This window comes from Pseudomonas sp. PB106 (genome assembly GCF_009764645.1).
Lineage (GTDB): Bacteria > Pseudomonadota > Gammaproteobacteria > Pseudomonadales > Pseudomonadaceae > Aquipseudomonas.
In genome coordinates, this window is the sequence record NZ_RWIM01000077.1 from 1 (window position 1) to 6,502 (window position 6,502).

General features: G+C 61.4%; 6 protein-coding genes. All 6 read right to left on the minus strand.

Annotated features, from left to right (window positions below; translation table 11 throughout):
• Positions 1–334: 334 nt before the first annotated feature.
• Positions 335–1,375, minus strand: a complete 1,041-nt coding sequence (locus tag EJA71_RS09830) for an AI-2E family transporter (RefSeq protein WP_158956370.1) — start codon at positions 1,373–1,375, stop codon at positions 335–337.
• A 69-nt stretch (positions 1,376–1,444) separates the two neighbouring features.
• The gene (locus tag EJA71_RS09835) at positions 1,445–2,251 is read right to left on the minus strand and encodes a DUF4892 domain-containing protein (protein ID WP_158956372.1); all 807 of its coding nucleotides are present in this window, start codon (positions 2,249–2,251) and stop codon (positions 1,445–1,447) included.
• A gap of 115 nt (positions 2,252–2,366) precedes the next feature.
• On the minus strand, positions 2,367–3,221 hold the full coding sequence (locus tag EJA71_RS09840) for an alpha/beta hydrolase (RefSeq protein WP_158956374.1): 855 nt from the start codon (positions 3,219–3,221) through the stop codon (positions 2,367–2,369).
• Complete coding sequence (locus EJA71_RS09845) at positions 3,218–4,024, minus strand: alpha/beta fold hydrolase (RefSeq protein ID WP_158956376.1); 807 nt, start codon at positions 4,022–4,024, stop codon at positions 3,218–3,220. The genes EJA71_RS09840 and EJA71_RS09845 overlap by 4 nt, the downstream gene beginning before the upstream one ends.
• A gap of 195 nt (positions 4,025–4,219) precedes the next feature.
• Entirely contained in the window at positions 4,220–4,663 is a 444-nt protein-coding gene (locus EJA71_RS09850) for a hotdog fold thioesterase (RefSeq protein ID WP_158956378.1), read from the minus strand.
• Positions 4,664–4,694: 31 nt separating this feature from the next.
• Positions 4,695–6,350, minus strand: a complete 1,656-nt coding sequence (locus tag EJA71_RS09855) for an AMP-binding protein (RefSeq protein WP_158956380.1) — start codon at positions 6,348–6,350, stop codon at positions 4,695–4,697.
• Between the last annotated feature and the right edge of the window lie 152 nt (positions 6,351–6,502).

The following is a 6,502-nucleotide window of genomic DNA, read 5'->3' on the forward strand; positions in this document are numbered from 1 at the left end:
GCTCGAGTACCGCTTTTGATCTTAGAGCCCGTCGGCAGGCTGAGTGGAGGGATTGATCCGGGCGTGGGAGCGCAGCGACCGTTTGGCGCAGCCAAACACAGCGAGAGGAGGTGCAGCGAAGCAAACCGTAGGCGCTGCGCCCGGATCGATCCCGGAGCGAAGGAACCCCGAGCCCCAGCGAGCGGGCCGAACGTCAGGGCACAGACCTTTGGTTACTTTGGGGCGTTTGCCAAAGTGACCCGCCGTAAGGGCGGAACCGTAATCAGCACCACCCGCAGAAACAGATATTCACCCAAAACAACCTGCGCATGGTCGGCCCAAAGGCCGCCATGTCTTAAACCCGGGCCTGACTCTTACTCCAATCCGTCAACAAACTATAAGCCACCGCCAACAGCGTAGGCCCGATAAACAACCCGATAAACCCAAACGCAATCAACCCGCCAAACACCCCGAGCAACACGATCACCAACGGCAAATTGCCGCCACGACTGATCAGATACGGCTTGAGCACATTGTCCACGCCACTGATGATGAACGTCCCCCAGATCCCGAGAAACACCGCCATCCCATACTCACCCTTCCACGCCAGCCAAGCCGTGGCCGGCACCCACACCAACGGTGGCCCCATCGGAATCAGGCTGAGCAAAAACGTGACAATTCCGAGCACCAGAGCCCCGGGAACCCCGGCAATCAAAAACCCGATCAGCGCCAGAATCGCCTGCGCCGCCGCCGTCCCGATCACGCCGTTGACCACCCGCTGCACCGTACCGGCCACCAGTTCGATGTAATAGCCGGCGCGATCACCGATCAGGCGCTCCAGCAGACTGTGCACAAACGCCGCCAGCCGGGGCCCGTCGCGGTAGAAAAAGAACACAAAAACAATGCTCAGCGTCAGCTCGAGAATCCCGCCGCCAATCTGCGCGCTGCGCGCCAGCAACCAGTTGCCGACCTGCCCCAGATAAGGTTTGACCGAGACCATCAGCGCCGCGCCCTGCTGATCGATACTGTTCCAGATCCCCACCAGCCGCTCGCCCACCAACGGCACACCGCCCAGCCAGACCGGCGCCTCCGGCAAACCGTCAACCTGCACGTCCTTGATGAACGCCGTGGCATCGCGCACATGATCCGCCAGGTTGAAACCCAGCCAGACCAAGGGCGCCGCCACCAGCAACATCCAGCCCAGGGTCAGAATGGCCGCCGCCAGCGATTCGCGGCCATTGAGCCAGCGGGTCAGCAGACGCATCAGCGGCCAACTGGCGAACGCCAGCACCGCGCCCCAGAACAGCGCCGACCAGAACGGCGCCATCACCCAAAGACTGGCGCCGAACAGCACCAGCAAGAGGATCTGCACCAGCAGGCGATCGTTATTGAGCATGTAGGGTCTCGAAAAAATCAGTCAGGCCAAGAGTAGGCGAACACGCCGTGCGTGCTCGCTCACCACAGCTTATCGCAACAGGTCGATGCGCAGGCCTTTACCCTCGACAGTGCCGGTTTCCATCCGCGCAGCGCGCACGCCCTGACTGATCAGGGCCTGACGCCAGGCCTCGGCCTTGGGCCCGGACACCGTGATGCGCAATGTCGTATCGAGGTTGAGTCCACGGGAAATCAGACGCAGCCAAGTGTCATCCGGCTCATCGACTCGATCGGGGAAATCCAGCTCGCCGGTGCTTTTGAGTTGACGCAACAGGGTCGCCGAGGTCGGCAGCAACTCACCCAGCGGCGCAATTGCTTCGAACTGTTCGACGTGCAGATAGGCTTTGCGATTGCCGCGAGTGATGCTGTACAGCGCCACCAGCGTGTTGTCGCGCGGCGCAGCCAGCCTCAACAGCAGATAGGCCTGTTGCTCGTCAGCACCATACAACTTGGAGTTGCCGAATACCTCGTTGGCCCACAGGCTGCTTTCACCACAATCACGCGCCTGGCACCAGAACAGCAACTCGGCGTCCTGCTTCTGCAAGGCCTCGCGGGCGGCGGTGAACGCTTCGGTGGCGGAGTGTTCCGGGGGTAACTCGTAGGTCACCGAGGTGGTTTGCCCACGCGCGATCACCTGACCGTCGAAACGCAACTGGCCGCTGATCTTGCGGATCGAGCCCAGCGGATAGATCCGCTCCAGCTCGGCCGGCGGACGATAGTCGACGATTTGCGCATCGGCCAGCCGTGGCACGATCTGCAGATCGTGACTGCCCGGCACATCGGCGGCGAAAGAAACGGAACTGAAACAGCACAGTGCCAACAGACTGAGTGACCGCATAGTCAGGCTCATCGGATCGGCGTGACTGTGTGATTCGGGGTCGCAGCGGTATAAAGATCCATCGTGGTTGTCTCCCATTTCAACCCGCCCAGCCTCGACAGTTGCCCACGGCAAGTCAAGGAATGGCGAAGAACCGATTGAAACAGTCTGCGACAAGACCCGCGCCCGACTCATCGTTCAGGTGCAGATGGTGCCCGCCGGGCAGCTGTTCCCGGCTAAAGGGTAGACGCTCCAGCAGCTCAGGGTGTTTGGCCAGCATGCCATCGGCGGCGACCACCAAATGCGCCGGGCAACTCACGCGCAGGGCGAAAGCCATTGCCTGCTCCTGGGTCAGGCGCAGCGGCGACGGCAAAGTCAGGCGATTATCCGTGCGCCAGGTGTAGCCGCCCGGCACTGGCATCAAACCGCGTTGCGCGAGCAATTCGGCGGCTTCGCGACTGACCGCTACCAGACCCTTCATCCGCGCTTCGATGGCGCGGTCGAGGGTGTTGTAGACCGGTTTGCGCTTCTCGCGCAGATCAAGTTGCGCTTGCAGGGCCATGCCCATGCGCTCGGCAGCATTTTCGCCTTTGTCTGTAGGAGGAATCACGCCGTCGATCAGCGCCAAATGGCTGATGCGCTCCGGCATCGAGCCGGCCAGCACCATGGAAACAATTGCGCCCATCGAATGCCCGAGCAGGCCGAAACGTTTCCAGCCCAGTTGTTCGGCGACTTGCAATACGTCATGGGCGTAGTCCCACAGCGCGTAACCGGCGCCACTCGGTCGATGCCCGGAATGCCCGTGCCCGGCCATGTCCAGGGCAATGATGCGCAGGCCTTTGAGTTTCGGCGCCAGCCGGGCAAAGCTGTTGGCGTTGTCGAGCCAGCCATGCAAGGCAATCACCGGCACGCCGTCCTCGGGACCGAACAAATGCGCGGCCAACTCGATATGCGGCAGGCTCAGGCGCACTTCTTCGAAGGTCGGGCTCATGCGCAATCCTTGTCCTGGCGGTTTTCCCAACGGCTGAACAGGGTCTTCAGCAGGCGTGCGGTGTCTTGCGGACGCTCAAGCGGGAACATGTGTCCACCAGGCATGCTCAGCGCCTCGCCCTGGGCCAGACGCGAAACGAAACGGGTGTGATGGCGCATGACCACGCGGCTCTTGTGCCCGCGCACCACGGCCAGCGGCACTTGCAATTGTCCGGTGCGACCGGGGCTGGTGTGGGGCACGCCGCGATAAATGCTGATTTCGGTCGCCGGATCGAAGCGCAGCCGCAGCTTGTCGCCAACCTGGTGCAGACCGTGTTGCAGATAGGCGTCGAAACATTCCGGATCGAAACCGCGAAACAGGGTTTTACCGGCGAAATAGCTGCGCGCGCTGTCGAGGTCGGCGAACTCTTCGCGGCGACCCAATGTGCGCCCGGCTGGGGTCAGTTTGTCGATGAAGCCAAAACGCTTGGCGGCGCGAATCACCCACTGATCAGTGCGGGTCAGCACCGGCGAATCGAGCATCACCACGCCGCGATACAGCTCAGGGCAACGCAGCGCCGCATGCAGGTGCAGCACGCCGCCGAAGGAATGGCCGACACCCCACACCGGTTGATCCTGCTGCTGCAAATGGTGGATCAGTTCATCAACCAGGTTGTGCCAGTTGTCATCCGCCGGGAAACGCGGGTCATGGGCATGCTGCTCCAGATGCGCGACCCGGTATTCCGGCGCCAGCGCCGCGAATAACTTGCCATAGGTGCCCGAGGGAAACCCGTTGGCGTGGGCGAAAAAGATCGGTTGCGACATACCGGTAAATCCATGAGCGGGAAACGTGGCGTTGATTGTCCGTAAGACCTTGCGCCACAGCAATGACCATAACTGCCAGAAATGGTGGTGGAGATGCTTCAAAAACAAAGATCGCAGCCTTCGGCAGCTCCTACATTGGAATGTGTCCCCTGTTGGAGCTGCCGAAGGCTGCGATCGGTTGATCTTGAAAATCCGTCAACGCGCCGGCGGTTGCTCACCCAACGGCACCACGGCCATGGTCAGCCGCGACACGCAACTGGCCTTGCCTTCGTCACTGGTCAAGCGGATATCCCATACGTGAGTCGTGCGGCCGATATGGATCGGTCTGGCCACCGCCGTCACCCGACCACTGCGCAAGCCACGCAAATGGTTGGCGTTGATCTCAAGGCCCACGCAATAGAACTTGCTGGCGTCGATGCACAGGTAGCTGGCCATCGAGCCGACGGACTCCGCCAGCACCACCGACGCACCGCCATGCAGCAAACCATAAGGCTGGTGGGTGCGATGGTCGATGACCATGCTCGCGGTCAGCGATTCTTCGTCGAAGGATTCGAAGCGGATGTCGAGCACTTCGCCGATGGTGTTTTTCTGGATCGCGTTCAACTGCTCGATGTCGGGAGTGGTACGCCACAAGCTCATCGCAGACTTCCTTTGTTGTTGTAATGGTCGCTCAATCCTGCCACAGCACCGCCTCGCTGCGCTCGCTCCATTCTTCGAACCGCGCCCCGTAAGTGTCTTCGATGACGTTGCGCTTGATCTTCAGGGTCGGCGTGAGGAAGCCGTTCTCCACGGCCCAGCTGTCTTTGACCACCACCAGTCGGCGCAGGCGTTCGTGCTTGTCGAGCACGGCGTTGACGTCTTCGAGGAGTTTTTCCAGGCTCGAATGCAGACTCGCCCGGCCCTCCTCCTGATTGACCGTCGACAGCACACACAAGCCCAGCGGCGCACTCAAACCGTCGCCGACCACGCAGACCTGCTCGATCCGTGAGTGCACGGCCAAGCGGTTTTCGATCGGCGCCGGGGCGACGTATTTGCCCTTGCTGGTCTTGAAGATTTCCTTGAGCCGCCCGGTCAGGCGCAGACGTCCTTCGGCGTCCTGCTCGCCCTTGTCGCCGGTGCGCAGAAAACCGTCCTCGGTGATGGTTTCGGCGGTTTTCTGTGGTTCCTTGAAATAGCCAAGCATGTTCGCCTGACTGCGCACCTGCACTTCACCCAACTCATCGATGCGCACCTCGACATCCGGGCACGGTTTGCCGATCCAGCCTTGTTTGTACTGGCCCGGCAGGCAGATGTGCGAGTAGCCGCAGCTCTCGGTCATGCCGTAGACCTCGAGCACATCGAGGCCGAGTGTCTGATACCAGGTCAGCAAGGTCTGTGGCACCGGCGCGGCGCCGGACAACGCCACGCGCAACGCGTCCAGCCCCAGCCCGGCGAGGACTTTGTGCCCTACCCGCTTGCCAATGAACGGCAGTCCGAGCAGGAAATCCAGGCGTTTCGCCGGTATCTTGCTGTACACGCCCATCTGGAATTTGGTCCAGATCCGCGGCACGCCGAACATCGCGGTCGGTCGTGCGCGTTGCAGGTCGGTGATAAAGGTCTCGAGGCTCTCGGCAAAGAACACCGTCTGCCCGGTGTAGATCGACGCCAGTTCCACGAACATGCGCTCGGCAACGTGGCACAGCGGCAGGTATGACAGCAGTCGGTCATTCTCGTTGAGGCCGAACAGCTGCGTGCCGCGCGTCGTGGCGAAACCGAGGTTGGCAAAACTGTGCATCACGCCTTTCGGCAGCCCGGTGGTGCCGGAGGTGTAGATAATGGTTGCCAGTTGCTCGGCGGCAGGACGCGGATCGTCCTGGATGGGTGAACTGCGTTGCAGGTCTGCCCAGTTGAAATCGAATTCGCCGGGCGGATGCAGCGGCAGGCTGATGGTCGGCAGATTCGCTGGCACACCGCTGGACATGCCCGGCCAGTCATCGAGTTTGCCGATAAACGCCAGCACGCTTTCCGAGTGTTTGAGCACCTGCGCCACGGAATCGGCGGTGAGATTTGGATAGAGCGGCACCGAAACGTGCCCGGCCATCCAGATGGCAAGGTCGGCGATGATCCAATGTGCGCAGTTTTTCGAGATCAGGGCGATGTGGCTGCCTTGCGGCAATTCGCGGGCGCGCAGCCAGTGCGCGGCGCAGCGAGCCTGGTGGCCGACGTCAGCCCAGGTCAGCGTTTCGACCTGCCCGCCGCCAGTGGGCTGCACCAGAAAGCGCTGGCGCGGATGCCGGGCTTCACGTTCGTAAAACACGTCCAGCGGCAATCGGAATGCGGCAGACATGCGACTCGCTCCTGTTTTTTTGGTCTGGAGCAAGCGTAGTCAACCAAGCAAGTGCTTGGTTGGATTTTTTACCAAAAGAAACAAGATCAAAAGATCGCAGCCTTCGGCAGCTCCTACATTGGAATGCATTTCCCTGTAGGAGCTGCCGAAGG